Origin of the sequence: Flavobacterium sp. 245, from assembly GCF_004362055.1 — a bacterium.
GTDB lineage: Bacteria > Bacteroidota > Bacteroidia > Flavobacteriales > Flavobacteriaceae > Flavobacterium.
In genome coordinates this window covers 673,211-698,720 of the sequence record NZ_SNXB01000001.1, presented here as the reverse complement: position 1 = coordinate 698,720, position 25,510 = coordinate 673,211, and the positions used below count along the sequence as shown (strand labels likewise).

The window sequence follows — 25,510 nt, the reverse complement described above, 5'->3', positions numbered from 1 at the left end:
TCTTTATATCATTTAATGCAAGTTTCTGTGTTAAAAAAACATTTAAATTGCTTCAAACATTTTGCCAGGTAAAGGCCTAATCAAGCCTTTAAGTTCCATGTTTAAAAGAATTCCAGATATTCTAAAAATCGGAAAATTGCACTCTAAAGCGATGATATCTAATAACTCTTTTCCGTTTTTAATCAGGAAATTATATACACATTCCTCATCAGGATTTAGCTCTACAAAAAGTTGTCTTTGAATTGTTTTTGGTTTGTTTTCTAAATCCCAATTCAGGACGTAAATTAGGTCGGCCGCACTTGTCAGCACATTGGCTTTTTGCGTTTTAATTAAATCATTGCAACCTTGGCTGTATCGGTCTGTAACACGCCCAGGAACTGCAAAAACTTCACGGTTATAGTCATTTGCTAAATTGGCCGTAATTAATGACCCTCCTTTATCAGCAGATTCGATTACGATTGTGGCTTCGGTCATGCCGGCTACAATTCGGTTACGACGAACAAACTTCTCTTTATCAGGATTTGAAGAACTCCAAAATTCGGTAATAAAACCGCCGTTTTCTTCCATTTTTGCAATATACTTTTTGTGTGTTTTTGGATAAATCTGATTCAACCCGTGTGCCAAAACACCAATTGTCTGCAAGTTGTTTTCCATTGCCAATTGATGGGCTACAATATCGACACCATACGCAAATCCGCTAACAATAACAGGATCTAGCGGTGCAAGATCTTCGATAAGTTTTTTGCAAAAATCAATTCCATACGACGTTACCTGGCGCGTTCCTACAATGCTAATTAGCTTTTTGTTTTTTAAATCTATATTTCCAGAAGTAAACAACAAAACCGGCCCATCAATACAATGTTTTAAACGATCAGGATAACTGTCATCCTGAAAATAAGAAACCTTTATTCCGTCTGATTTTATAAATTCAAGTTCCTGATTGGCTTTTTCAAAAACAGTTTTGTCTTTTAAGTTTTTAATCAAAATAGAACCTACTCCATCAATTCCGGCGATTTGAACTGATTTTGTTTTAAAAACCGCTTCGGCATTTCCACAATGTGTCAATAATTTTTTTGCCATAATGTCGCCCACTCCATCGACTTTTAGTAAGGCTAACAAGTAAAATAATTCCTGGTCTGACATTGCTTAAAAATATTATGTAAAATAGAATTGAAAACTAAAACAAATTAAAGCTGCAAATATGGTTAAATTAAAGTAATTTCTTAATAAAACATAGGTTTTAAAACAAGTGCACTAAATAAAATCATAAACGACACCACTTAAATAATTGACAACGAATTGTATATAAAATAATCTCGATTGTTAATAAAAATTGTGAATAAAATTTTGATAACTATATTCGTTCCATAACTTTGTTACTATGAAAATCGAAAATTACATAGGACAGTTATTGTATCGTTATCAGTGTGTAACGGTTCCAGGCTTTGGTGCTTTTTTGACGGAAATTCAGTCAGCACAGCTGAATGAAAACACAAATTCGTTTTCTCCTCCAAAAAAAATGATCACTTTCAACAGTCATTTAAAAAACAATGACGGTTTGCTAGCTAATCATATTGCAAGTGCTGAAAAAACATCATATGGTTTTGCTGTAAGCGCTATTGCTTTTGAAGTTTTAAACTGGCAAAAAACACTTGAAGAAGATGGGACAATAAGCTTAAAAAATATTGGCGAAATTCGTTTGAATTCTGAAAAAAACATCATTTTCACCCCAAATGATCAAACGAACTATTTAGCAACTTCGTTTGGACTAAGTCCGTTTATTTCTCCTGCTATCAAAAAAGAAGTCTTGGAGCGCAAATTAGACGAAGTTTCGACAAAAGAAACTGTGGCGCTTTATGATGATGAAGAAACTAGATCATCAAATCCGTTCCTAAAATATGCCGCTATATTTGTTTTAGGACTTGGAATTACGGGAAGTATAGGATATCCATTATATCAAAATCAAATCGACTCTCAAACATTAGTTGTTGAAAGTGCGGTTCAGAAAAAAGTAGAAAACAAAATTCAAGAAGCGACTTTCTTTATTCAAAATCCTTTGCCTGCTGTAACGCTTTCTGTAGACTCTGCAAAAGTTGAATCACCAGAAGCAAAACTAATGCCGTATCACATTATGGCTGGTGCTTTTAGAAGTGAAGAAAATGCAAGAAAAGCTTATAACCAATTGATTAAAGATGGTTATCAGGCCCGTATGCTTGGTGAAAACAAACACGGCTTATTCCCGGTTTTATACGGAAGTTATGCTACGATGGCCGAAGCCACAAAAGCACAAAAAGAAATACAAAAAGGCGAAAATCCAGATGCCTGGATCTTAGTCGAAAACTTATAGTATTTAAAAAATCCGATTCAGTTGAATCGGATTTTTTTTGGCTTATTCTGTTACTTATAAAACTTAAATTTTCAGCTATAAATTTCATCCTATTATAATTTCGTTTTTTTATAAAACTTAAATACGGATGAAAAAAATATTTACAACATTTGCCTTTGTATTGGTCTTTCTAAATTCACAATACTTTATTGCTCAACAAATTAATAAAAGCCAGACACAACAAGACATCGAGTTTCAAAAGGCTGAAAAAGAGACGGAGAGAACATTGGCAGAAAATCACAGAAAACTTGATGATCGAATTTCTGAATTAAATAGACAACAAAAAGAACTTGAAAAACAGAAAAAGGAAATAGAATCAAAAAAGAAAAGCCTCAGCAAGTCTGAAAACAACTTGAAGTCAACAAAAGACAAAATAAGCAGACTTGAGCATGAAAATCAGAAATTAGAAAATAAAATTACGACCGCTTCAATATCAGAAGAAGAAATAGCGAAACAGAAGCTAAAAACTAAAGAAAACGAGGTAAGTATCCAAAAACTAAAATTAACGCAAATAACGCAGGAAAAAGAGCTTGAAAAAGCAATGTCAGCATTATAAACAAAAAGCCTATTTAAATTAAATAGGCTTTTTGTTTATCGTGGAACAATTGTAGCATCTTGCTTTAAAATTTCTTTTCCATTTTGTGTGATAATTAATCTCGCAGGAGGCGAATCTTTTGTAGCTAAAACAATAATATCGCAAGTATAGGTAAACTGGTCTTTTTTAAATTCATATTGATGATTTCCACCACTTCCTTCTATGATTAAAACTCCACCATTGATCACTAAATCAGGCTCTTCAATCATTTTTTTATTTATCGACCAGGAAGCATATCTATAATTTTCATGTCCCAAATTATCAATTCTGATTTTGAATTTTGAAGTTTCTAAAATGCAAATTGGTTTTTGAAAAAAAGCAACACTAGAATGCAATTCTTTTTTTTGTGCCTCATTGAGCTTCTTTTTACGATCGTTTTCTGCCTTCGATTGATAATTTATGCTTGTCACACGTCCATCAAAATCAAGCCAGACATTACCCTTATTCAGCATCATCCCGCGCCAGCCCATATCAGACCAATTTTTTTCAGGATTAGATGCTGTAATTTCTTTTTTTAAAGTGGAGTCGAAAATTTCAGAATATCGGTTTATAAAATCAGTTTTATCGACAATATCTGGGATTGGATATTCCCGTTTTAAAGGATAAAAAACCATTTCGGCTAAGGCTTCTTTCCTATCGCCTTTTACATTATCAATAAAACTCTGAATGCATTTTTGATACTCCGGCTTTAAACTTTGAGCTGAAATCAAACTGCTGCACAAAATCAATAAAATTAAAAACAGATTCTTTTTTTTCATATTAAAAACATTTTAATTGATTGTTAATGTGATCCATAACTAAGTTATAAAAAAGTAACTCACTATAATAACGCCTGAAACATTCAAAACATTATGTCGTAGAAAAACAAAAAACCCTGTTCCACATGAAACAGGATTTCTTTACTTGGTTACTATTTTGGCATTTTGATTTAATATTTCTTTGCCGTTTTGAGAAATCGTTAATTGGGCCGGCGGAGAATCAGAGGTTCCTATGACAATGATATAACATTGATACAAATAGACATCTTTTTTAAAATCGTAATGACTGTTTCCTCCACTTCCATCAGAAATCCATTTTCCGTTAGTAATCACTAAATCAGGTTTTTCACTCATTGGTTTTTTAATCGACCAGGAAGCATATCTGTAATTATCGTTTCCTAAATCATCAATTCTAATTCTGAATTTTGAGGTTTCCAGTACATAAACCGGCGCTTTAAAAGTCGCAATTGAAGAATGAAGTTTCCCCTTTTCGCCAGCGATTAATTTGTTTTTAAGATCTTTTTCTGCTTGAGATTGATAGTTTATAGTAATAATTTTTCCATTTGTATCCATCCAAATATCACCTTGTCCTAGCATAATTCCTCTCCAACCCATTTCGGCCCAATCTTTTGCTGGATTTGAATTGATAATTTCCTTCTTAAGATTGGCATCAAAAATCTGGTCGTATCGTTTTATAAAATCGGCTTTATTTTTAACGGCGGGAATCGGATATTCTCTTCCAATCGGAAAAGAAATAAAAGAAGCGACACCATCCTTGTTATTGCTTTTTACATTGGCAATAAAACTTTTAACGAACTTTTGATATTCTGGTTTTAGATCCTGTCCATCAACATTTTGAAGTGAAAAAACAATAAATGCGAAGAATAATATCTTTTTCATAAGTTCTATTTTACATAATGTTAAAACGAAATAATCCTGATTATAAACACTAAGTTACAAATAGAAAATCAATTAATACTGGCTTTGAACATTTTAAGTTCGTCCCAAGTAAATTTATCTCCGTATTTTTCTTTTAGCGGACTCAAAGATTCTTCCTGATAAAACTCAAAAGCATCGCGAAGCTCCAGAATTTTATCATCTGGAAGAACATCAACAATATCCACCTTTTTAGCTTGAATCAGTTTTATCAAATGTGTTTCGACCGTCTGAATTGTTAGCTTTCGGATACGCGCAATATCTTCAACAGAATTTTTCTCAATCCACAAATCGTATGTTTCTTCTACAGTAGTCTTTTTTATGGCTTTTTCAGCCTCTTTCTCTGATTTTTTATAAGAATAGCGCGTAACGGGCTCATCGACCTGAAACATGTCTGTATGAGCCATTTTAAACTCTTCTCTTATTTTAGAAATCTTATCCGTTTTATAATTTTTTATTGCGGGAGAAGTCAGGCTTTCTTTGCTGATTGTTTCACGGGAAACCACAATTTCAACAAGCAGTTTAGCTTTCATTAAACGCAAAACGGCCTTCGTCTGTAAGTCATCAAGCAAAGACAATTCTTCATAGAATTCTTTAACTTTTTTAAATTTTTGAATTTCAGCCATTTTACTCAAAAGATCTGTCACCAGCTTATCCATTGGCTTAAAAAAGTAATCATAAGCTGCCTCTACCCTTTCTTTCACAAAAACCAAATCGACAGTTTCGCTGCTGAAAATTTTATTAAGCTGATTTATGAATTTCTGCGAAGGATTTACAAGCGCTTCCACTGCGTCTAAACGCTTATGCGCCCAAACAGAATGTTTTGCTTTTTCTGATCCGGTCGCATTTTCATTATAACTAAAACGATGATTACGCCATTCCTGCGCTAAATCTGTCCAATTAAAACTGTTAATCAGATAGTTATGAATGAAATTTTTAGTTTCAAAATGAAGTGAATTTTTCAAATCATCTTCCGAAGCTTTGTTCAAAGCATAATCCATCACATCCTGGTCATTCGAAAGTCCATTCATCTGCATCGAAGAAAGCAAAATAAGCCCGTTTAAGGAGGTTAAACGAGAAAGAGCGACATATGCTTGTCCGGGCAGAAAAACCTGCGATACATCAAGCGCTGCTTTCTCAAAAGTTAATCCCTGACTTTTATGAACCGTAATGGCCCAAGCCAACTTTAACGGATAATGAGCAAAAGTGCCCAGAACTTCTTCTTCTATTTCTTTTGTGAGCTCGTTTACTTTGTAGCGGATATTTTTCCACTCGTATTTCTCTACTTCAATCGCCTTATTTTCTTCAGGAAAGTGAACAAAAATTTCTTCAGCAGAAAGCGACTTTATAATTCCCATTTTACCGTTGAAATATCGTTTTTCAAAAGACAAATCGTTTTTGACAAACATAACCTGAGCGCCAACTTTTAATTTTAAATTTTCTTCAACTGGGAAAATTTTTTCCGGAAAGTCATGAACTACAAATGGTTGATACGAAAATTCATTTCCAGGCAAATCATTAATTGCCTGTTCGTTAATAGTATCGGCTTTTGCATTATGAGTCGTCAAGGTGATAAAACCTGGATTCATTTTCAGGTCAAAATCTGGTTTTACATATTGATTTAGAACCTGGATATCCTCTTTTGTGATTTTATTATTTCGGAGATTATTCAAAACCGAAATAAAAACATCATCGCTTTGACGGTAAATTTTAGATAATTCAATATACAAAGGCGGATTTTGCTGAATTACATGCGAATGAAAAAAGAATTTTCCTTTGTAATAGTTGCGCAGAGTTCGCCATTCTTCATCTCGAATTACGGGCGGAAGCTGCAATAAATCTCCAATAAAAAGCACTTGAACACCACCAAAAGCACGAGTATTTCTTCGTACTGTCTGCATCATAAAATCAATAGCATCCAGTAAATCAGCACGGAGCATACTGACTTCATCAATAATCAACAATTCCATGTTTCGAATAACGTTACGTTTAACATTATTCATTTTGAAATGTCTACGCAATGATTCTTTATTTTCAAATTTTACTGTTTCAGTAAACTGAGAACTTTCTGCGTAAGAAGGAATAAAAGCTGAAAACGGCAACTGAAACATAGAATGAATCGTAACGCCGCCAGCATTTAGCGCAGCAATACCTGTAGGCGCTACAACAACCGTATTTTTATGTGTAGTAGCAATAATTTCGCGCAAAAGCGTCGTCTTTCCAGTACCCGCTTTACCGGTAAGAAAAATCGATTTTTGGGTCTGATTTATGAATTGTAGTGTGTAAGCAGCAGCTTCTGAAACGTTTTGCATTCTGGCAGGTATTAAACGTCAAAAGTATCGCATTTTTATAAAAGAAAAAAACCTAAATCAATTGCTGATTTAGGTTTTTCCATTTAATTTAGTTAGTTTGGTAGTTTATTTTTTAGCCTCTTCACCTTCTTTTACAGCAGCTTTTCCATCCGTTTTTGGAGCCGCTTTATACTTATCATTCAATTCTTTAATGATATCTTTTGTAATATCAAATTTATCTTCAGCATATAAAATTGATGCAGCATCACCTGTACCATAAATGTATGCGTAACCATTCTTTTTACCGTAATCTTTGATGAATTTTTTAACACCGCTGATTAAAGAATCCATTTCTACACCGCTTTCCTGCTGTAATTGCTGTGATAAAGCTTGTTGAGCGTAACCCAACTGTTGCTCTCTTTTTTGCAATTCAGCTCCTCTTTGTTGTGCCCATTGCTGACCATTTGCCTGCGCCTGGCTTTGAAAATTAGCAGCGTCTTGTTTAAAACGAGTAATTTCAGCTTGTAGTTGTCTCCCTTTTTCCTCCGCCTGAGCTTTGTATTTTGCTTCCAGGTCTTTTGCTTCAGTGTATTCTTTCATTAAAACTGAAGTATCTACGTAAGCTGTTTTTACTTCCTTAACTTCCGCTGTTTTATTACAAGAAACAGCCAAAATTGAAAGTCCGATAATTACTAATGCTTTTTTCATTTCTAAATTTCTATTTTTTTTATTGGTATGAAAGACAAAAATATAAAAAAATAAATAGCATCAACATAAAGTTTAAAAAATGCTAAAAATTTATGATATTAGTTTTCTTTATGATACTAAAGTGTACTATAAAATATCATTATTAAAAGTGACTTTCATAGCTTCTATTTAAGATATGTTTCTCAAAAAAGACAACACAAGGCCTCAATTTACCTATAAAAACGCCTTAAATATGCTTATTTTAAGTTTTCGTCCTTTTTTAGCGTATAATCAATCTTTAAAACTCTTTCTAACTTTCTGTTTCTAAAAAATTGTTGAAAAAATGCAGCAATAAATATTTAGTTGAAAATTTCGCTTTTTTGAAAATTGAAACGAATTTTTTTTTTTGAAGTTTTTTTATTTTCATTTTTGAGAAAAATACTGAAAGCAAAAAAACAAGAATTATGATTTTTTTTTTACTTGATTAAATTCAAAAATTTAAAAACTAAAAGCAACGAAAAATTCCAAAAACTGCAGTGATTTTCAGGTATTAGTTTTCTTTATGGATCAAAAAAAAGCTATAAAATATCACTATTAAAAGTGACTTTCATAGCTTTTATCAGAGCCGTTTTCTCAAAAAAGACAATACAAACCCTCGTTTTACCCAAGAAAACGCTTTAAATGCGCTTATTTTGCGTTTTAGTTGTTTTTTAGGACATAAATATGCGATGAATACTCTTTTGATGAGGACGCTTTTAAATTTGATCGTAAACCGACAAAAAAAGCACTAATGAAATTCATTTTTCCTGTTTTGTATTTTTCAGAAAGAAGACTCACATAAAATGAATCAAATTTCATTGGAAGTACTTTTTCTAATTTCATATCTACTTTTTCAAAAAGCAGTTTGATCGCTTTTTTTGAAAAATGCCAAAAGTGAATTGGCACATCAAAAGCTGCCCAAAATTCTCCGTAATGTTTTGCGTCGAACGATTTGAAATTTGGAACCGCAACAATTAATGTTCCAGTTGGCTTAAGCAATCGCTTTAATTCTTGAATTTGAAGTTCTAAATTTGGAACGTGTTCTAAAACGTGCCACATTGTAATTACGTCAAAAGAATTATTTTCAAGTTCGCTGATTTCTTCAACAAATGAAATTCCTTTTTGCATTGCAATATTTTTTGCACGCTCACTTGGTTCAACTCCAATTACATTCCAGCCATCATTTTTTGCTGTCAATAAAAAATCTCCAGTTCCAGCACCAATGTCTAAAATTTTACCTTTTTGAGATTGTTCCGAATTAATTAAATTCAGTTTGTTTTTTAAAGCGATACTTTTCACAAAATGATACGCTTTTTCAAAAACAGAGCGTTTGTTATCTGTATGCGAAATATAATCTTCGCTTTCGTAATATCTTCCTAAATTTTCTAAATCTGGTTGCGGAGAAGTTATTAGCATATCAAGATCTTCATCGTGATACAAGTCGAAAATTTCTTTTGAAACAGAATGGTCTTTTACAGTAAGAAAATGTTTTTTATTTAAAACGTCCATTTTTTAATTAATAGTTATTTAATAGAATTCGGGTTTGAATTTATGTAGCGTTGAACCAAAGTTCATCAAAACAATTATTTTTAATCAAACCGTAAAAAGATGGACAGCTGTCCATCTCTACGATTATTAATATTTTATTTTATTTTCAAAAATCCACTGCGAACTTTTAAAAAGTTTCACGTGGAACATTTTATTTTGTTTCAGGTTTCAAGTTTCACGTGGAACGAAAAACAAACAAAAACAAAATTTCAGATTCCACAAAACGTAAAACCTGAAACTTGAAACTTTTTTTTATCTTCCCATATAAATCAAAAGCACAGAAATATCACTTGGCGACACACCGCTGATTCTTGATGCTTGCGAAATAGTAACTGGACGAATTTTGCTTAATTTTTGTTTCGCCTCAATTGACATAGATTTGATTTTATTGTAATCGAAATTTTCTGGAATTTTTACTTCTTCTAAACGATTAAGTTTATCTGCATTATTTCTTTCTTTTTCGATATAACCAGAATACTTAACTTGAATCACAGCTTGCTCTACAATCTCTTCATCAAGATCATTTTCTTTTATATAAGAATCTACTTTTTCAAATTTCAGCATATCCTCCAATTCAATCTGCGGACGTGAAAAAATCTTAAACATTTTATCCCCTTGTGAAATTGGCGCCGATTCTTTCTCCACTAAAATTGGATTTGTTTCAGCAACTGTCACACTCGTTTCTTTGAAGAAAGCAACCATCTTTTCAGACTCGTTCAATTTATGCTCCATCCTTCTCAATCTTGCTTCAGAAGCTAAACCAATTTCGTATGACATTGGCGTCAATCTGAAATCGGCATTATCTTGTCGCAACAATGTTCTATATTCTGCTCTTGATGTAAACATACGATATGGTTCTTCCGTTCCTTTCGTAATTAAGTCATCAATCAAAACTCCAATATACGCTTCATCACGTTTTAAAATTAATGGCGCTTTTTCGTGCACTTTTAAATGCGCATTTATTCCCGCCATCAAACCTTGTGAAGCTGCTTCTTCATATCCTGTTGTTCCGTTAATCTGTCCGGCAAAATATAAACCTTCAACCAACTTCGTTTCCAAAGTATGTTTTAATTGCGTCGGCGGAAAATAATCATATTCGATTGCGTAACCCGGACGAAGAAATTTCACATTCTCAAAACCTACAACTGTACGTAAAGCTTTAAACTGAATATCCTCTGGAAGAGAAGTTGAAAATCCGTTTACATATACTTCACAAGTTTTCCATCCTTCCGGTTCAACAAAAAGTTGATGACGTTCTTTATCAGCAAAACGATTAATTTTATCTTCAATCGAAGGGCAATATCTCGGGCCTAAACTTTTTATTCTTCCGTTGAACATTGGTGAACGATCAAAACCAGATCTCAAAATATCATGAACATCCAATGACGTGTACGTCATGTGACAAGATCTTTGATGCGTTAACGGAACCGTTAAATCCGAATAAGAAAACTTATCCGGTTTTGCATCTCCTTTTTCTTCGTTCATTTTCGAATAATCCAAAGAACGTCCATCAACTCGTGGCGGTGTTCCCGTTTTCATTCTTCCAGCTTCGAAACCGACATTCACCAAATCTTCAGTAATTCCAGTTGCAGCACTTTCACCAGCTCTACCTCCACCGAATTGTTTTTCTCCGATATGAATCAATCCATTCAAAAAAGTTCCGTTTGTCAACACAACCGATTTGGAACGAATCTCAACTCCTAACGAAGTTCTAATTCCTTTTATTTTTCCGTTCTCGATAATCAAACCTTTTACCATCTCTTGGTAGAAATCCAAATTTGGAGTTCCCTCCAACATCAATCTCCATTCTTCAGCAAAACGCATTCGATCACTTTGAACTCTTGGCGACCACATTGCAGGTCCTTTTGATTTGTTCAACATCTTGAACTGAATCGCAGTTCGGTCTGAAACAATTCCGGAGTATCCTCCAAGCGCATCGATCTCACGAACAATTTGTCCTTTTGCAATTCCTCCCATTGCAGGATTGCAAGACATCTGGGCTATGTTCTGCAAACTCATTGTAACCAATAAAGTTTTGGATCCCAAATTCGCGGCCGCTGCCGCGGCTTCGGATCCTGCATGACCAGCACCAACTACAATAACATCGTACTCTTCTAAAAACATTTTGTTTTATTATTCTCTGCAAACCGTTTAAGGCGGTTCTCAGAATTAACTTTATTTTATTTTGTTCCACGTGGAACGTACTAAAGGTTTCAAGTTTCAAGTTTTAGGTTATCACTTTACAAAAAGTTCCACGTGGAACATCCGCAGATTTTTTCCAAAACTTCAAATCAAAACTTCAAATCAAAACTTCAAATCAAAACTTCAAATCAAAACTTCAAATCAAAACTTCAAATCAAAACTTCAAATCAAAACTTCATTTTAAAATGTTCCACGTGAAACGTTGAAATTTTCGTTTTCAAAATTACACATGTTTCACGTGGAACGTTCAGATTCTTTTATTGCTAAAATCAAACATGTTTCACGTGGAACAACTAACTCGTTTTAACAACTTGAAACTTGAAACCAAAAAAAACTGAAACAAATTCTTTTACTGTTCCACGTGAAACATCGCGATTTTTTCATCTTCTTTTGAACGCATTAATTCGGCGTCTTTATCTGATTTATCTTTATAACCACAGTAATGTAATATCCCGTGAGCAAGAACTCTTTTCAATTCTTCTTCAAAAGAAACATTAAAATCTTTTGCGTTATCCTCTACTCTTTCAACAGAAACAAAAATATCTCCGTTTAATTCATTGCCAACTGTATAATCAAAACTGATAATATCTGTTAGGGTGTCGTGGTTTAAATATTCTACATTTATTTTATGTAGGTATTCATCATCACAAAAAATATAATTTATTTCTCCCTCATTCTTATTTTCAGAAACAATCACAGCGCTCAACCAATCTGTAAAAGCTTGTTCGTTGTCTAAAGAAAATTCGGTTTCGTAATTAAAGTTTATCATTTTGTATTAAAATATTCTTGAACCTTTTGATTAAAATTCGAGCGCAAAGGTAGCGATTGTCTATTTAAAATCTCTACACTGTTTAAATAATCAGTCAACGAACTTGGTAACGCATTTGAACGATTCGAAAATTCAGCTTTATTTGTTTCAGATTGACGCTTAGTATCTTGACCTTGTTCTTGAACTGCATTGTTTAATTTTAATAATTCTTGCTGAATATTTAAAATTCTCTGAAGGTTCTCATTCTTAAATCCTTTATTTAAAATCTGTTTTTCTGAAGCTTTCATCTGGTCAATTACATTTTTACCCTGAGCGTCTAATCCTTTTTTAGCTAACTCTTTTTGCAAAGCTTCACGAAGTTTAACCTGCTCCTTGTAAATCTCCATTATCTTTTCAGCATCTCCTTCTCCATCATTACCTTCATTTCCATCTTTGCCGTTTGCTCCTTCTTTATTTCCTTGTCCGTTTTTCCCCTGACCATTCTTTCCATCTTTTCCATTTCCATCTTTTCCTTGCTGACCATCTTGGCCTGGTTTTCCTTCTCCAGTTTTTCCTTGCTGACCAGTTCCGGGTTTATCTCCAGACTTCATTCCTTCTTTCATTTTATCAGCTAAACCTTTTTGCTTTTGTATAATATCCGGAAGTTGCATTCCTTGACCGTCTCCAGGTTTTGGTTTTCCCATTCCTGGTTTAGACATTTGCATCTGCATATTATTTAAAAGATCACTTAAAAAATCAGCTAATTTGTTTGCAGATGAAACAGCGTATTGCTGATGCGAAACTCCTTTTGGAATTTGAACATCGGTTAATACTTCAATTGCTTTGTCCATATTATATTGTACGTTTCCAATTTCTTTAGTTACATCTTCTGCAATTTTTGGATTTCTCAAGGACATTGCAAACAAGCTATCATCGACATGACGAAACTGTTGTTTTAAATTCTGCTGAATTTTTATATTCTTCGTATATGCAGAAGAACCTAATTTCATCGATTTAAATTGTTTCATAACATCTTCCTGAGATAATGAAAAAGCCAAAAGGTTATCCAGAATCTGACGAAGCATTGCAACATCTTCTTCTAATTGTTCTTGTTCTCCACCTTCCATACTAGAACTCATTTGCTCAGCCATTGACTTCATTTTCTTTGAAGCACTTTTTTGTTTTGGCTTAGCCGAAGAAGTATTCTTTTTGTTTAATTCTTCAGAAGCTTTGTTCAAATCATTCTCTACGTCTTTTTCTTTAGAAGCATCTTTCGGAATATCCAAAGGAGATTTTAAAGTATTGTTTTCCTCTTTCAAATCTTTAAGATCTTCTTGAATTTTATCAAATGATTTATTAATGTCGTCTTGTTTCTCTTTTGTGTTTTCAGCATCTTTATTAGAAAGTTCTTCTTGTTTTTCTGCCAACTTATTTAGTTTCTCTGCAACCTGCTCTGCTTTCTTTTCTACATAAAAACGTTTGGTCAATTCGACCAATTGTTCTAAATTACGAGATTGATTTTTACTGATTTGTTTGAACTTTTCCATCTTATCAAACAAATCTTCACTGTTTAATTTGTTATTTAAGTTCTTCAGTTCATCCATCAGTTTTTGATTTTTCTCTAAATCTTTTTCGGCATTATCTAAACGCTTTTGTAAATCTTCGGCAGTTTTATCTTTCTTATCTGTATTGTATTTATCTAAATTCTTATTCATTTTTTCAGCAAACTGCTTCATCATTTCGTCTTGTTGTTTCTGACGTTTGATAAAATCATTTACCTTTTGCTGATCTTTAAACTCTAAATTATCTTTTTCTTTTCCGGTATTTTTTAGTTTATCCATTTCAGAAAATTGCTTTTCCTGATTCTTTAATGATTTCGATAAACTATTGATATTGGCATTTTGCTGTTGCAATTCTGCATCCTGAATTTCATCTATTGTAGCAACTCGATCTGAAAATATAGAAGATTTTGTACTCTTAAATCCATGCAATGCATCATTATCAAAAATCTCAAAATAGTATTCATACGACACTCCTTCTTCTACCGGAAGATTACTTGGAAAATTAAAAACGAACTGATCAAACACAGCTTGCTTTACCGGAATAGTTCCTCGTTTTGCAGTTTGAGGTTTGCCATGTTCGTAATAAATAACTTGTAATTTTGACAAACCATAGTCATCTCCCAATCTGCCTAAAACATAATTCTTATCTAACTTTAAACTATCCGGAGCCGGAGAAACTGTAATTGTTGGATACTGATCTTTGATAACAGACAGCTGATACTCTAATTTCTCGTAGTTTTTAACCTTATTATTCGAAGTAAGAATTTGATATTCTGTATTTTCATTAATATTTTTAGCCAATTTAAAATCGTTTTCGGCTTTGTTAAACTTCAAAATAGAGTTTTCATCTTTCCAAACCACCTCTTGAGTTGACTGTGTTTTCATTTTCCAAGTCACAATTGTTCCTTCTGGTACAATGGCATTTCCGGTTCCCTGAATCGTTTCTGATTTCTTTTTTAGATAAGATGGAAAATTCAAAACCATTTCGAAGTTGGCAATCGATGGAACTGTAATAACTTTTAATTCATATTCATTTGATGAAACTGAATTTCCTTCAAAAGAAAAAGCAATATCTGAAGTTGGTTTTTCAATCTTAAATTCGAACTTTCCGGTTTGAGAAGATTCCATAAAATAACTTTCATTACCAATATGAATCATTACATTTTCCGGAACAACGTTTCCTTCTGTTTCTACCTTTACAATAAAATCTTTGTTTTCTTCTGTCTGAAGATTGTCATTTAAAACCACAAATTTGAAAGGAGCCGGTGGTAAAAACGAAGCATTAAAATGTACGACTCTATTAAAACTTTGCGAAATTATATTGCTGTTTCCGGAAACAAAAAAGACAGCAAACAACAAAACCGGAATCAGAGCTAACGGCAAATACTTTTTATTTGATTTATAATTGATCGCATTTCCGAATGGAATTGGCTGTAATGAATTTGCTTTTTGCTCAATCGAAGCCAACATTAATTCTGAACTTTCAGCCGAATTTTCATTTGAAGAAAGCTGTAAAAAGTTTGTTAGTTTATCACTTACTTCTGTAAAATGATTTCCAATAATAGCAGAAGCCTGATTATAATCGATTCCTTTTTGAAGTTTGAACAACTTAAAAATTGGAAACAAGATAAAACGGAACAATAGAAAAACTTCTACTGCAATAAATATCCAGAATAAAAACGTTCTTCCAACTGGTTTCAGCCAAAGAAAATACTCTATAAAAAGCGTAAATAAAAAGTATAATAATCCCAAACCGATAAAAAGAAGTCCTCCTTTTATCAATTCATTCATATAATATTTCTTTATAAATCCTTCTAACTTCTGATATATTGCAGATGATGTTTTCAAAATAAAATCTCTTTTAATTATAACCTATAAAAGTACTAATTTTAATTAGAAAATGATCAATTAGAAAATTAGTCAATTAAGCGCAACACAAGACATTATCTCATTAAACACATTTTCTAATTTTCTAATTCAGAGTTGTATCTTTGCATCAAAATTTAAACAAATGTCAAAGCAAGTTCGCGTGCGTTTTGCACCAAGTCCAACTGGACCATTACATATTGGCGGAGTTCGTACTGCCCTATTTAATTATTTATTTGCCAAAAAAAATAATGGTGTTTTTTATTTAAGAATTGAAGATACAGATCAGACTCGTTTTGTTCCAGGTGCCGAAGCTTATATTATGGAAGCACTAGAATGGTTGGGAATTGCTCCTGAAGAAACCGTTGGTAAAAATGAAAAATTTGGTCCGTACAGACAAAGTGATCGTAAGGAATTGTACCAACAATATGCCGATCAATTGATCAATTCGGGTTGGGCGTATTATGCTTTTGATACTCCGGAAGCTTTAGATGCACATAGAAAACAACACGAAGCTGAAGGAAAAACTTTTATTTACAATCATCACAATCGTGAAAAGTTAGATAATTCTTTGGTAATTTCTGCAGAAGAAGTTGCTAAAAGAATTGCAAATGGAGAGCATTATGTAATCCGTTTTAAAACTCCGGTTGACGAAACTTTACATTTAAAAGATATCATTCGTGGTGATGTAAAATTTGAAACGAACCTACTTGACGATAAAGTATTATTCAAAAGTGATGGTATGCCAACATATCATTTGGCCAATATTGTTGATGATCATTTGATGGAGACTTCACACGTAATTCGCGGAGAAGAATGGTTGCCATCGATGCCACTTCACTTTTTATTATACCGCGCTTTTGGTTGGGATGCTCCGGAATTTGCACATTTACCATTGATTCTAAAACCGGTTGGAAACGGAAAATTATCAAAAAGAGATGGAGACAAATTAGGATTTCCTGTGTTTCCATTAGAATGGAAAACCGAAGAAGGTGTTTCATCTGGTTACAGAGAAAAAGGATTTTTCCCTGAAGCGGTTATAAACTTCCTTGCTTTGTTAGGTTGGAATGATGGAACGGATAAAGAATTATTTTCTTTAGAAGAATTAATAGAATCTTTTGACTTGAACAGAGTTCATAAATCGGGTGCAAAATTTGATCCTGAGAAAAATAAATGGTTCAATCATCAATATTTAATCAAACAAAATGATGCCGATTTAGCGAAAGACTTCACTCCTATTTTAGTTGAAAAGGGCGTTGATGTTTCTAAATATGATGTTACAAGAATCGTTTCCTTGATTAAGGAAAGAGCGCATTTCGTTTCTGAATTTTGGGATTTAACTGATTTCTTTTTCCAGGCTCCAACATCTTATGATGAAAAAGCAAGCAAAAACTGGAAAGAAGAGACTCCGGCTTTAATGCAGGAATTGATTTCAACACTTGAATATATTGACGGTTTTGATTCAGCAAATATCGAAGCAATCGTAAAAGATTGGTTAACCAAAAATGAAATTGGAATGGGTAAAGTAATGCAACCTTTCCGCTTGAGTTTGGTTGGAGCTCTTAAAGGTCCTCACCTATTTGACATTGTTGAAATCATTGGAAAAGAAGAAACTATTTCGAGAATTCAGAAAGCGATAATTACCTTATAAATTATTTCACCATTAAGATATTAAGTTTATTAAGCTTAACTGAATGATAAAATTATATAATTATTTAAGTTCATAAAGCTTAGCTTAATTATCTTGACAAAGCTTGACTTAATTTACTTAATGCCTTAATGGTAAAAAAGTATAAACGCTAAGAAACATTTACAAAATGTTCTTAGCGTTTTTTTAATGTTTTAAAATTTTATTTTAGAAGAATTTTCGTAATTTACCAAGATCAAAAATCTAAATAAATATCATCATGGGTACAGCATTTATTATTCTAATAGTCTTCGGATTATTTATTTTCTTGTCTTCCTTCTTTACTGTAAAACAACAAAGTTCTGTTATAATCGAAAGATTTGGGAAATTTCACAGCGTTAGAAATTCAGGATTACAATTAAAAATTCCAGTTGTTGACAGATTGGCCGGGCGTGTAAATCTTAAGATTCAGCAGTTAGATGTTATCATTGAAACGAAAACAAAAGACAACGTTTTTATCAAAATGAAAGTTTCGGTTCAGTTTAAAGTTATCCAGGAAAAAGTATACGATGCTTTTTATAAGCTGGAATATCCGCACGATCAGATTACCGCTTATGTTTTTGATGTCGTTCGTGCCGAAGTTCCTAAACTAAAATTGGATGATGTTTTTGAAAGAAAAGACGATATCGCAATTGCAGTAAAAAGAGAATTGAATGAAGCAATGACGACTTACGGATATGATATTATCAACACTTTGGTAACTGATATTGATCCAGATATTCAAGTAAAAAATGCAATGAACAGAATCAATGCAGCCGACAGAGAAAAAACAGCTGCAGAATTTGAAGCTGAAAGCTCAAGAATTAGAATCGTTGCAAAAGCAAAAGCTGAAGCCGAAAGTAAACGTTTACAAGGTCAAGGTATTGCAGATCAGCGTCGTGAAATTGCAAGAGGTCTTGTAGAAAGTGTTGAAGTTTTAAACAATGTTGGTATCAACTCTCAAGAAGCTTCTGCCCTAATTGTCGTTACACAGCATTATGATACTTTACAAGCAATTGGTGCTGATGCCAATTCTAATCTAATTCTTCTACCAAATTCTCCACAAGCTGGTAGTGATATGCTAAATAATATGGTTGCTTCCTTTACAGCATCTAATCAAGTTGGCGAAATGATGAAAAAGAACAATAAAAAAGTTGAAAAACAGAAACCAACTCCACCACAATCTGGTTATGAAGATGATATTCAACCACAAAATACATAACAAAAAAAGAGGCTTAGCGGCCTCTTTTTTTATTTATAAACCAGCCAATTACATATGGTAAAATGGACTGAATAATTTTTACATATGAATTTGAAAAGTATTCTGTGTAAGAGGAAACAAAACCGTTCACAATTTTTTGAGGTGTTATGCTCTCTTTAGTTTTCTGAAAACTTAATACCAATTTCTGATAATTAATCTCCTTTTCTAATTTCAAAATTTCCAGATCTCTATCAAGTTCTGCATACGATGAGTATTTTTTCTTTTCCATAATTCTTAATCATTAAAAAAGATTTCTGAAAATTTCTCTAAAATTGGTCCTTCAACAAACTTGTCTTTTACAAAGAAAAGCAAAATTGTAAAAAACAAATAGATCCCTCCTACTGCTAAAAATCCCAGTGCATTACTTTCAAACAAACTGCCAAAAGCATATGCCGCAGCAAAAGATCCAAAAAGCAAAACCATACTAAAACACAATAAAATCAAAGTAAACTTAAAGATTAAAGTCGTAGACTTCATCGCCACTTTAAAACCCCAAAGTTTATAATATGCTAAATGACTTTCAATATATACTTTAGCCTGATCTTGAATATTTTCAGTATTTTCCTTTAATTCTTCAAAAGCCATAATGATTATTTTAAATAAAAAAAGCACACAACTCTCCTATAAAAATCAAGTTATGTGCTTTTTAAAATTATTATTTCTGAAGTTTAGCGTTTTGCGCTTTTAAATCAGCCAATTTAGTTTCTAAAAAAGTAATTACTTCTTCTGTTTTATGGCTGACATTTGAAAGTAAATCATTCAAAGTTCCATCCAGATTATGAGTAGCACTTGTAAATTTTTCACGAAGAACTTCAGAACTAGCATCAAAAGAATCTTTCAGATTATGCTTGGCATCATCTATATTCTCTTTAATTTTTGCTCTTGTTTTTGATCCTTTATCTGGTGCAAACAAAATTCCGATTGCTGCTCCTGCCGCTGCTGCTGCTAAAATTGCTGCCGCTGTATTTAAATTCTTAGACATGATGTTACAATTTTTAAATTATTAATAAAGATACTCATTTTTAAAATTATAAAACTTTGATAAATCGTTATTTATACAATATTAACACTATTATTAATACATATAAGCAACTGCTTCATACTTACCATCAGCTTTTTGAACGATACTTACAAAAGGGTAACCGCTTGAAGCTGATTTAGTTTTGATTCTCATAGCAGTCTGATTTTGGTTTGCAATTGGTGGTTCACCTTTTGTCCTAGTCGAAACTCCAGTGAAACTAGCTGCCTGCTTCAACCCTATTGTCTTTTCTTGAGGCAAAACAGTTACCATTTTGTAATCGTCTTTTGAATCTACAATTATCTTATCTGAAACCTTTTGAGTTTGTTTTGTTTGCTTGTTTGTTATAGATGAAACAACATGTTTACTGATTTTAACTTCTTCGGAGCTTCCGTTAACTGAATAATAAATTAAACCATTTTCGTTTTTAATGAAATTAACATCAAGCTGTTCACCATTGTGTTTTGTAATTTGATGTGTTTGAGAAATTGCAACATTTGCAAATAAAATTGCTAGCGTAAAATATAAAATTTTCATGATTATTAGATTTAAATTAAAAATGATCAGATTTGAAATTTAAAAACTAAAGCTTAACACAAATTCAAGATTATGGAATTTTGTCATTATGACACAATTTGAAAAATACCTTTTACGCCAAATATTATCAAAATTATATCACAATAAAAATGAGAACATAAAATTGTCTTTTCAAGAAATCAATTTTGAAAACCTACTGCAATAAAAATTACGAGTTTTTAAAAACAGCAGATTTCACTTTAGGTTTCTTTAACGGCAAATTTTAATTTTATAAAAATCATCTCTGATTTTTAGTGTTGAGTTAAAAATAGCAACTTTATAAACAATTGTATGTTAACAACCCGTTAAACTGACGAAAATAACAGCTAAAAGTTAAATAAACACTCTAAATAAACAATAATTCAAAAAATGAGTTATGTATCGAAGTAATAAAATAAAGGTCTTAAAATTAATTTATGAAGGTCATTTTTAAGATAAAACATCTATTAAATTTAAATTTATAATAGATTTTACATATAATTATTAAAAATTATAAATTTTTACTTTTAATAAATAAACTTTATAATTTAAATAATCACAAGTTTTTTAAAGATAAAATTTCATCCACTCAAAAAATGAAATCAAAAATTCAGGTTATAAACAATTCAGTGTTAATAAGCCTTTCCGAGTGCTAAAATACGATCAAAAATTAAAATAAAGCCTCTATTTTAATCATTTTAGAAAAGATGAATTCTGTATAGGAAGAAATTAAAAAATAGCTTAAAATCAATTTATGAAGGTTGTTTTTAATTTAAAATATCTATAAAAATTAAAATTTTAATAGAAAATACAAATAATAAAAAAAGCGCTTATAAAAGCGCTTTTCCATAGATTCTAATTATTTTATTTCTTTACCATTTCAGATAAAATTTCAATTTCCCTCTCCGATGCATTTTTTGGAGGATTTGAGTATAATTTTAAAATTTCATCATCAAATTGATTTTTGAAACTTTCACTTTCAATATCTCTTAAATTTAAAAGTGATTTTGATCGAACGTAAGTTGATTCACTTCTTAATGACATCGTATATAATTTTTTGATATCCTCTTCTTCAAAATCAGTAGATTTCCAGTTTGAATATTTCAAAATAAACTGAGAAAACAACAATGAAGCCTTATTATTGTTGATATTCTTCTTCAAAGAATTCTGCAAAAGTGAAAAACTAGAAACATTTTTAATGTTCTCGCCTATCGCACTTTCAATTGCAATACGCTCAGGCTTAGTTTCAACTTTAAAATATTTATTGATATCTTTTAAAGAATTATTGATGCTGTTTTCTTCTTTTTTACCCTTTTCTTCCCAAGCATCTTTCAATCCAACAGTTTTGTTAAATACTAATTTTGAAGCAGTTGAGTCTTTATCAACAGTAAAATAACCTAAACGTTGAAACTGAAATTTATCTTCATTTTGAACTGTCGATAAGCTTGGTTCAACATATCCAGTTACAATTTCTAATGAGTTTGGATTCACAAAATCTAAGAAATTTTTGTCTTTGTAACTGTCTGGTGCTTCATCTGTAAACAAACGATCGTACAAACGAACTTCTGCCGGCAAAGCGTGTTGAATTGAAACCCAGTGTAATGTTCCAGAAACTTTTCTTTGGCTTGCTTCTGTCCCACTTCCGCTTAAAGAATCAGTATCATAAGTTACATGAATTTCTGTAATATTTCCTTCAGAATCTTTTATAACAGATTCACCCTTAATAATATATGCATTTTTAAGACGAACCTCTTTACCTAAAGTTAAACGGAAATATTTCGATGGAGCTTCTTCTAAAAAGTCTTCTCTTTCGATGTATAATTCACGTGAAAAAGGTACCTTTCTGAAACCTGCATTTTCATCTTCCTGATTATTTTCAGCTTCCAACCACTCCTCTTTTCCTTCAGGATAATTTGTAATTACCAATTTTACCGGATCTAAAACAGCCATTACACGAGGTGCAATTTTGTTCAAATCTTCACGAATACAGAATTCTAAAACCGATACATTTATTAAATTATCACGTTTTGCAATACCAATTGTATTAGCAAAATTACGCAATGAAGCAGCTGTATAACCACGTCTTCTTAACCCTGATATAGTTGACATTCTAGGATCATCCCAACCGTTAACATGCTTTTCTTTAACTAGTTGTTGTAATTTTCTTTTACTAACAACGGTATGTGAAAGATTACGTCTTGCAAATTCTCTTTGCTTTGGACGAATCTGATTTTCATCAATAATCTGGTCTAAAAACCAATCGTATAATTCACGGTGAGGCAAGAATTCAAGTGTACAAAATGAATGTGAAATAGCTTCTAAATAATCACTTTGTCCGTGTGCCCAATCGTACATTGGATATATTTTCCAAGCATCTCCAGTTCTATGATGATGTTTGTGCAAAATTCTGTACATAATTGGATCTCGCATTAACATGTTTGTTGATTTCATGTCAATTTTTGCACGAAGAATATGTGTACCAGCCTCAAATTCACCATTTTTCATTCTTTCGAATAAATCTAAATTCTCTTCAACAGAACGGTTTCTGAATGGACTATCAGTCCCAACAGTAGACGGAGTTCCTTTTTGAATCGCCATATCTTCAGAAGACTGACTATCAACATACGCTTTATCTTTTTTAATTAATAAAACGGCCCAATCGTATAATTGTTGAAAATAATCTGACGCATAACGTTCTTCTGCCCAGGTATAACCCAGCCATTCTACATCTTTTTTAATAGCGTCAACAAATTCCTGTTCTTCTTTTTCAGGATTTGTATCGTCAAAACGTAAATTTACAGGAGACTGATAATCAAGTCCTAAACCAAAATTTAAAGCAATAGAACTAGCGTGTCCGATATGCAAATAACCGTTTGGTTCTGGTGGAAAACGAAAATGAAGTTTAGTTTGCGAAAGACCTGATTTTAAATCTTCCTCTATGATTTGTTCAATAAAATTGAGTGATTTCTCTTCTGATGCCATTATTTTATAGTAATTTTAGCAAAGATAAAAAAAAGGTTTCAGGTTTCAGGTTTAAAGTTACTTAACTGGCGTTAAACCTGAAACTTTAAACGTGAAACAATATAAAAATGGGAGTTATAAAACTAAAAAACATTCGCACTTTTTCCTACCATGGATGTTTAATTGAAGAAGGAAAAATAGGATCTGATTACACTATTGATCTAAAAATTAAAACAAATCTTCAGAAGTCGGCAGAAACAGATCATCTTTTAGACACTGTTGATTATGTACATTTGAACAAAATTGTTACCGAAGAAATGGCAATTCGTTCGCATTTATTAGAACATGTGGCCAAAAGAATCAATATTCGTGTACTTGCAGAAATTGAAATGATAGAAAAAACAACAGTTTGGGTTTCAAAAGTAAATCCTCCTATTGGTGGTGATGTTGAAACAGTTACTATAAAAATGACGGAAATTAGAAAGTAATTCTTTCGCTAAAAAAGCTAATTTTTTAAAATAGTTACTTTTAAAGTTTTGAATTTTAAAGATTTTAGTTACTTTTGCCATCCGTTCAAGCAATGGCGTCGTGGCCGAGCGGCTAGGCTGGGCTCTGCAAAAGCTCCTACTCCGGTTCGAATCCGGACGATGCCTCTAAAACCTCTAAAGCAATTTAGAGGTTTTTTTGTGTTTAATTTTTAGAAAAAATTAAATAAAGTTTACGTTCGAATCCGGACGATGCCTCAAAAACCTCTAAAGCAATTTAGAGGTTTTTTTTATGTTTAATTTTTAGAAAAAATTAGATAAAGATTTACGTTCGAATCCGGACGATACCTCTAAAACCTTTAAAATAATTTGAAGTTTAATTCTAATTTATCCACAATCTTGTCATCTCGACGAAGGAGAAATCCTCGCAAGAAGCTCGCCAAAGATTAGATATAAATTGCGGAGTTACTCGCGAGGATTTCTCCTTCGTCGAAATGACAAAACACACTTATAAACATAAAAAAACCTCTGAAATTCAGAGGCTTAATTTTATTTCTTCCAGTTATTAACAACTACTTCTCAATCTTCTCAAAAGCATTTCTAACCATTTCTTTTTCTTTTGGAAACCAGCCTTGGATCATTAAAGCAAATCCAAAAACCATTAAAACAATACTAATAACTTTCTTTATTTTAAGAATATTATTTGGTGTCATTTTAGACTTTAACTGTTTAGCTAATACTATTTTAATACAATCAACAATTAAATAAGTAACAATAACGGCAGTAAAAAAAGTAATCATTCTCGAGTTTTGCATTTCTAATTTTGGTCCAACAGAAATGATAACAGCCAACCAAAATCCTAATACTCCAATGTTAATAACGTTCAGTAAAAAACCTTTTACAAACAAACTTCCATAGTTTCTTTTGATGATATCACGATCGATTTCTTCATCGTTTATTTTTTCTTCTTTTTTTAGTTTTACAAAAGAAATAATACCATAAGACAGCATTATTATACCTCCAAAAATAAAAAGCGCGGGTTTGTCTTTTAAGCTAGAAATTAGCCTGTAACTCCCTAAATAGGCGATGGCAATAAAAAATATATCACCTAATACTACTCCAAAATCAAATACAATTGCAGATCTGAAACCTTTTGTAATACTGGTTTCTAATAAAACAAAAAATACCGGACCTACCATAAAGCTCAGAACAAGTCCCCATGGCAGTCCAGCCAGAATATCATTTATCATCAAAAATTATTTTACTTCTTCAATTTTACCACCAAAAACAGTTTTTTGGTTTATTTGTCTAGGTTTTCCATAAATGTAAATAGAGCCTCCAGCGCTTACTTTTGCGTCAACAAGGGTTGATGCATTCACATCAGCTTTTCCTCCCGCAGAAACGCTTACAGTAGTTTGAGAGGTAACTAATTTGCTAGCTAATAAAAAACCACCAGCTCCCAGACTTGCATCCTGGTTAGAAGCTTTACCAGTCAAGGTAATTTCTCCTCCTGAAACTGAGCTCACTTTTAGTTTATCAACATCCAAATCTACATTAATTTTACCACCTTCCTGTGCACTTACTTTAAATGAAGTTGCTTTTATAGCTTCTGTACTTGTAACAAGAGCTCCTTCATTAACGTCAATAAGTTCTATATGTTTGTAATACAATGTAATATCCAGCTCATCTCCAGATAATGGTTTAGATATAGTCATTCTTATTTTTAAGGTCCCTTTTTTGTTGATAACCTCTACTTCTGATTCGCGAGCTCCTTTAATGACCACTTTATTGTCTGAAGACGCTACTAATTTAACATGTAGTTTATCAAAAACTTTTACTTCATCAAAATCTCCTACTTCTTTTGTTACCTGTGCAAATGTCATTTGAACAAACAAAATTGCAACGCCAATTAATAACTTTTTCATATCTCTCTTTTTTTAATTTAA

21 protein-coding genes and 1 tRNA gene are annotated in these 25,510 nt (G+C 32.1%); 6 read left to right on the top strand and 16 right to left on the bottom strand.

Annotated elements, in window-relative coordinates:
* Positions 1 to 42: 42 nt before the first annotated feature.
* A complete protein-coding gene (gene dprA, locus EV145_RS02980) occupies positions 43 to 1,143 on the bottom strand; it encodes a DNA-processing protein DprA (RefSeq protein WP_133523734.1) in 1,101 nt (366 codons plus the stop codon).
* A 238-nt stretch (positions 1,144 to 1,381) separates the two neighbouring features.
* Between dprA and EV145_RS02975 the strand changes: the two genes are divergently transcribed.
* Both EV145_RS02975 and EV145_RS02970 read left to right on the top strand, forming a co-directional pair.
* Entirely contained in the window at positions 1,382 to 2,347 is a 966-nt protein-coding gene (locus EV145_RS02975; RefSeq protein ID WP_133523733.1) for an SPOR domain-containing protein, read from the top strand.
* Positions 2,348 to 2,474: 127 nt separating this feature from the next.
* Complete coding sequence (locus EV145_RS02970; protein WP_133523732.1) at positions 2,475 to 2,942, top strand: hypothetical protein; 468 nt, start codon at positions 2,475 to 2,477, stop codon at positions 2,940 to 2,942.
* Between the two features lie 35 nt (positions 2,943 to 2,977).
* On the opposite strand, the gene EV145_RS02965 is transcribed toward EV145_RS02970, so the two are convergent.
* The 8 genes from EV145_RS02965 to EV145_RS02930 all read right to left on the bottom strand — a co-directional run bounded on the left by EV145_RS02965 (position 2,978) and on the right by EV145_RS02930 (position 15,600).
* Positions 2,978 to 3,739, bottom strand: coding sequence for a hypothetical protein (locus EV145_RS02965; RefSeq protein WP_133523731.1), 762 nt, complete (start codon positions 3,737 to 3,739; stop codon positions 2,978 to 2,980).
* A 141-nt stretch (positions 3,740 to 3,880) separates the two neighbouring features.
* On the bottom strand, positions 3,881 to 4,639 hold the full coding sequence (locus EV145_RS02960) for a hypothetical protein (protein ID WP_133523730.1): 759 nt from the start codon (positions 4,637 to 4,639) through the stop codon (positions 3,881 to 3,883).
* A 68-nt stretch (positions 4,640 to 4,707) separates the two neighbouring features.
* Positions 4,708 to 6,987, bottom strand: a complete 2,280-nt coding sequence (locus EV145_RS02955; RefSeq protein ID WP_133523729.1) for a helix-turn-helix domain-containing protein — start codon at positions 6,985 to 6,987, stop codon at positions 4,708 to 4,710.
* 105 nt (positions 6,988 to 7,092) lie between these two features.
* Positions 7,093 to 7,674 carry an OmpH family outer membrane protein gene (locus tag EV145_RS02950; RefSeq protein WP_133523728.1) on the bottom strand — a complete coding sequence of 194 codons (582 nt, stop codon included), beginning with the start codon at positions 7,672 to 7,674 and terminating at the stop codon, positions 7,093 to 7,095.
* Between the two features lie 678 nt (positions 7,675 to 8,352).
* Positions 8,353 to 9,201 (bottom strand): class I SAM-dependent methyltransferase, encoded by an 849-nt coding sequence (locus EV145_RS02945; protein WP_133523727.1) that lies wholly within the window; start codon positions 9,199 to 9,201, stop codon positions 8,353 to 8,355.
* Positions 9,202 to 9,492: 291 nt separating this feature from the next.
* Positions 9,493 to 11,364, bottom strand: coding sequence for a tRNA uridine-5-carboxymethylaminomethyl(34) synthesis enzyme MnmG (gene mnmG, locus EV145_RS02940; RefSeq protein ID WP_133523726.1), 1,872 nt, complete (start codon positions 11,362 to 11,364; stop codon positions 9,493 to 9,495).
* A 427-nt stretch (positions 11,365 to 11,791) separates the two neighbouring features.
* A complete protein-coding gene (gene ybeY, locus EV145_RS02935; protein ID WP_133523725.1) occupies positions 11,792 to 12,211 on the bottom strand; it encodes an rRNA maturation RNase YbeY in 420 nt (139 codons plus the stop codon).
* Positions 12,208 to 15,600 carry a DUF4175 family protein gene (locus EV145_RS02930; protein ID WP_133523724.1) on the bottom strand — a complete coding sequence of 1,131 codons (3,393 nt, stop codon included), beginning with the start codon at positions 15,598 to 15,600 and terminating at the stop codon, positions 12,208 to 12,210. Before EV145_RS02930 ends, ybeY begins: the two co-directional genes overlap by 4 nt.
* Positions 15,601 to 15,763: 163 nt before the next feature.
* Between EV145_RS02930 and gltX the strand changes: the two genes are divergently transcribed.
* The gene (gene gltX, locus EV145_RS02925; RefSeq protein ID WP_133523723.1) at positions 15,764 to 17,269 is read left to right on the top strand and encodes a glutamate--tRNA ligase; all 1,506 of its coding nucleotides are present in this window, start codon (positions 15,764 to 15,766) and stop codon (positions 17,267 to 17,269) included.
* 256 nt (positions 17,270 to 17,525) lie between these two features.
* A complete protein-coding gene (locus EV145_RS02920) occupies positions 17,526 to 18,506 on the top strand; it encodes an SPFH domain-containing protein (protein ID WP_133523722.1) in 981 nt (326 codons plus the stop codon).
* Positions 18,507 to 18,519: 13 nt separating this feature from the next.
* On the opposite strand, the gene EV145_RS02915 is transcribed toward EV145_RS02920, so the two are convergent.
* The 5 genes from EV145_RS02915 to EV145_RS02895 form a co-directional block, all read right to left on the bottom strand.
* Complete coding sequence (locus EV145_RS02915) at positions 18,520 to 18,774, bottom strand: DUF6327 family protein (RefSeq protein WP_133523721.1); 255 nt, start codon at positions 18,772 to 18,774, stop codon at positions 18,520 to 18,522.
* Positions 18,775 to 18,779: 5 nt separating this feature from the next.
* Positions 18,780 to 19,130, bottom strand: coding sequence for a competence protein (locus tag EV145_RS02910; RefSeq protein WP_133523720.1), 351 nt, complete (start codon positions 19,128 to 19,130; stop codon positions 18,780 to 18,782).
* A 70-nt stretch (positions 19,131 to 19,200) separates the two neighbouring features.
* A complete protein-coding gene (locus EV145_RS02905) occupies positions 19,201 to 19,527 on the bottom strand; it encodes a YtxH domain-containing protein (protein ID WP_133523719.1) in 327 nt (108 codons plus the stop codon).
* A gap of 93 nt (positions 19,528 to 19,620) precedes the next feature.
* Positions 19,621 to 20,100 (bottom strand): hypothetical protein, encoded by a 480-nt coding sequence (locus EV145_RS02900; protein WP_133523718.1) that lies wholly within the window; start codon positions 20,098 to 20,100, stop codon positions 19,621 to 19,623.
* A gap of 882 nt (positions 20,101 to 20,982) precedes the next feature.
* Positions 20,983 to 23,100 (bottom strand): glutamine--tRNA ligase/YqeY domain fusion protein, encoded by a 2,118-nt coding sequence (locus EV145_RS02895; RefSeq protein WP_133523717.1) that lies wholly within the window; start codon positions 23,098 to 23,100, stop codon positions 20,983 to 20,985.
* Between the two features lie 107 nt (positions 23,101 to 23,207).
* Between EV145_RS02895 and folB the strand changes: the two genes are divergently transcribed.
* Together folB and EV145_RS22330 are read left to right on the top strand one after the other, a co-directional pair.
* Positions 23,208 to 23,567, top strand: coding sequence for a dihydroneopterin aldolase (gene folB, locus EV145_RS02890; protein WP_133523716.1), 360 nt, complete (start codon positions 23,208 to 23,210; stop codon positions 23,565 to 23,567).
* Positions 23,568 to 23,661: 94 nt separating this feature from the next.
* A tRNA-Cys gene (locus EV145_RS22330) sits at positions 23,662 to 23,732 on the top strand.
* 404 nt (positions 23,733 to 24,136) lie between these two features.
* Here the strand turns inward: EV145_RS22330 and EV145_RS02885 are convergent.
* Together EV145_RS02885 and EV145_RS02880 are read right to left on the bottom strand one after the other, a co-directional pair.
* Entirely contained in the window at positions 24,137 to 24,814 is a 678-nt protein-coding gene (locus EV145_RS02885; RefSeq protein ID WP_133523715.1) for a LysE family translocator, read from the bottom strand.
* A 6-nt stretch (positions 24,815 to 24,820) separates the two neighbouring features.
* The gene (locus tag EV145_RS02880; RefSeq protein WP_133523714.1) at positions 24,821 to 25,489 is read right to left on the bottom strand and encodes a head GIN domain-containing protein; all 669 of its coding nucleotides are present in this window, start codon (positions 25,487 to 25,489) and stop codon (positions 24,821 to 24,823) included.
* Positions 25,490 to 25,510: the final 21 nt, after the last annotated feature.